General features: G+C 62.7%; 4 protein-coding genes. All 4 read right to left on the bottom strand.

The genetic code is table 11. The features are described from left to right. Positions 1-793: molybdopterin molybdotransferase MoeA (locus tag AC5JJ6_RS05745; RefSeq protein ID WP_496041120.1), on the bottom strand; the 793-nt coding region annotated here is incomplete at its 3' end. 110 nt (positions 794-903) lie between these two features. Continuing rightward, positions 904-1,314, bottom strand: a complete 411-nt coding sequence (locus AC5JJ6_RS05740; protein WP_496041119.1) for a type II toxin-antitoxin system VapC family toxin — start codon at positions 1,312-1,314, stop codon at positions 904-906. Continuing rightward, positions 1,311-1,547 (bottom strand): antitoxin, encoded by a 237-nt coding sequence (locus tag AC5JJ6_RS05735; RefSeq protein WP_496041118.1) that lies wholly within the window; start codon positions 1,545-1,547, stop codon positions 1,311-1,313. Before AC5JJ6_RS05735 ends, AC5JJ6_RS05740 begins: the two co-directional genes overlap by 4 nt. A 146-nt stretch (positions 1,548-1,693) precedes the next feature. Further along, a partial coding sequence (locus AC5JJ6_RS05730; protein WP_496041117.1) for a methyl-accepting chemotaxis protein occupies positions 1,694-3,232 on the bottom strand: 1,539 nt, incomplete at its 5' end.

The raw sequence follows: 3,232 nt of genomic DNA, 5'->3' as shown, positions 1-3,232 counted from the left end.
TCGTGACGATCAGGTCGTGCGACTCCGCCGCGGTCTCCAGGATCTGCTTCAACTCCACCGGATTGTCCCGCAGGATGCCGAAATCCGTGACGCGTCCTCCCATCCGCCGGATCAGCGCCGACAGGGTGAACCGGTTGGCGTCGTAGATGGCGCCGGGCGCCAGCGGCGCGCCCGGCTCGGCCAGTTCGTTGCCGGTGGAAATGATCGCGACCCGCAGCGGCGTGCGCACGGTCACGGCGGTCGATCCGACGGCCGCCAGCAATCCGACGTCCTGCGGGCGCAGCCGGCGTCCTGCGGCCAGGATCACGCTGCCGGCCATGACATCCTCCCCGGCCTTCCGCAGATTGGCGCCGCGCTTGATGCCGGGCTGGATCAGCACGCTTCCCAGCACACCGGGTCCGGATTCCTCCCGGCAATCCTCCTGCATCATGACGGTATCGAATCCGGGAGGCATCGGCGCTCCGGTGAAGATGCGGACGGCGGTCCCGCACGGGTCGGGCCTGCCCGCTCCGTCGCCGGCGGCGATCCGGCCGACGATGGGCAGCACCGTGTCGCTCTCTCGCGACAGGTCATCGAACCGCACGGCGTAGCCGTCCACCGCCGAGTTGTCGTGCGGCGGCACGCTGACCGGCGATACGATGTCGCCCGCCAGCACACGTCCCAAGGAGTCGATCAAAGCCACGGACTCGGTTCCGGTGACGGCCGTCAACCGCTCCGCCAGCAGATCCTGGGCCGCCTCCAGCGTCATCAACGGCCCGCCGAACGCGAAGCAGTCGTCACTCAATTGGGCCATCGGCGTCTTCTCCCAGGCTTCCGAAACAGCAGGCGCACTACTGTGCGGGACAGTAGTCGCCAACCATGTGTCCGCAACAATTCTTTCTACATCGGATCTTGGCGGCGTACCTACTGGGCTACAACCCAGTTTTCTATCCGCAGACCGGAGTAGCAGCTAAAGTCACCGACATTGTTGGTCACCAGCGTTACGTCCAGCGCAATTGCATGGGCGGCGATCAGCCTGTCCAATGCGTCACGCTTGCGATCCCGATTGGCGAGCCGCACCTGTCGATATGAACGTGCTGCTACCACATCGAAGCCCACGACGGTGATATCCTTGATCAGCTCATCCAACGCTGCCTGATTCTGCGTCTTTCTCTCACCGGATACGGCGATGCCATAGTCCAGTTCCGCATAGGTCACAGCCGACATGACGACTTCGCCGACACGATACTGCGCGAAGCGTTCGCCGACCGAAGGCGGCTGGTTTTTCATCAGGTAGATGCAGATGTTGGTGTCCAGCAGGTATTTCGGCCTCACAGTCCATCCCGCTCGGCTTGCTGATTGTCATCCCGGCCATCGGCCATGAAATCATCGGAGAACGCGCCGAATTTCTCCAGAACCCGGTCCAACTTTCGCGAAACCGGGCGTATGCGGAGTTCGTCACCAACGCGCTCGATCTCCACTTCCATGTCATTCCGGCCGAAAGCCAAGTCGGCAGGAATCCTTACTGCCTGCGAGTTCCCGTTCTTGAAGATTTTCGTAATCGGCACGACCGGCGTCTCCTTTAGTGGCCGGCTGCATTATGATGGTAGGGTCACCTTGTGTAAACACTTGTGTGTACAGATCAGAGGTGGCGGCAGGTTCTACCCACCGCCGGCACCGGCTCGGTTCCGCCTGAAGATCCGATTTCCAGCTTCTATCCCGCCTTCCGCATGGCGATCTCGTGTCCCATGACGGCGACCTGATCGCGCATTTTCTGAAGATGTTCCATGTCCAGGGGGAACTGGATCGTCGTCCGGCCTTTGCCGGTCGAGGCGACGCGAGCCTGCAATGGGGCGCCGATGCCCTCGATGGTGATCTCGATCATTTCGCCCGCAGTGACCGAAAGCTCGGGAGAAAGGACGGCATGGGCGGCGGAGATCTCGTGCGCCTTGCCGTTCCAGCGGATCGTCCCGGCAGTGACCTGCGCTTTGCGGTCGATGGAGTAGGACGCAAAGGTATCGTCATCGACATCGGTGCTGCTCATCGCCCTCAGGAACGTCTCCACCTCCCGGCTGACGCCGGTGGATTCATCCTTCAGTCCCGATGCCAACCGGGTGACGCCATTGGCGCTGTCCCCGACGGTGACGGCCTGTCCCTTGATCCTTTCTATGCTTCCGGTCACCGTATCGGCGCTCTTGGCGACGAAGTCGATGTTGCGCACCATTTCCTGCAAGGTCGCATCCTGCTCCTGAACGGCGGATACGATGCCCGAGATATAGGTGTTGGTCTCGCTGATCAGGTCGGCGATCCGGGTAATGGCGCCGGCCGAGGACGAGGATACCTGCCGTACGCCGGTGATCTTCGCGCTGATTTCCTCGGTGGCCTTGGTGGTCTGCGTCGCCAGTTGCTTCACTTCGGCGGCGACCACCGCGAAGCCCTTGCCCATTTCGCCGGCGCGTGTCGCTTCGATGGTCGCGTTGAGAGCCAGGAGGTTGGTCTGACGCGAGATGTCCCGGATAAGATCGATGACCTCGCCGATCTGTGCCGTGGTCTCCTGAAGGCGCTCGACTTCCGACCGGGCGTTCAGGGCCGCCTCGACCGCCTTGTTGACGACATCCGCGGAATTGGCGATCTGCCGGCCGATTTCCTGCGAGGTGACCAGCATTTCCTCGGACGCGCTCGCCAGTGTGCCGGCGCTCTCGGATGAATGGTTGGCTTCCTCGGCAACTCCTTCCGCCATGCTCAGCGTGTCGCCGCTCTGCTTCGTCATCACGTTGGCTTCTGAGACCATGACGGTGGTCGAGGAGACGATCCGGGAGAACACGGCGCCGATGCTGGCCCCGAAGATGCCGACGAGCTGGCCCAGTTCCTCGTTTCGGCGCTGGCGCTTCCGCCGCTCTTCCTTCTGGATCTCCTCCAGGTTTCGGGCCTTGACCATGTTGGCCCTGAATACCTGCATGGTTTCCGACATCTCGAAGACCTCGTCGCGGAAGTAAGGTGCGGCGATCTCCGTTTCCAGATTGCCGCCGGCGAGGTCCTTCATGGCGCTGGTCAGCTTGCCGACCGGCCGCACGATGCTGCGGGTTATCAGGATCGACAGGACGGCGGCCAGGATCAGGATGATGGCGGAAAGGCTGGCGATCAGCGTCGTCGCGGCAGCCTCGTCGTCTCGGGCGCGCCGCACCATCTGGCCGGTCGCAGCTGAAACGTCCTCCATCAGCTCGATGACGGCATGATCGAGGTCGTCCTCGTG

The sequence above is a fragment of the Skermanella sp. genome, assembly GCF_059503625.1.
The sequence above is the reverse complement of the archived record's forward strand: the minus strand, read 5'-3'. Positions and strand labels throughout refer to the sequence as shown.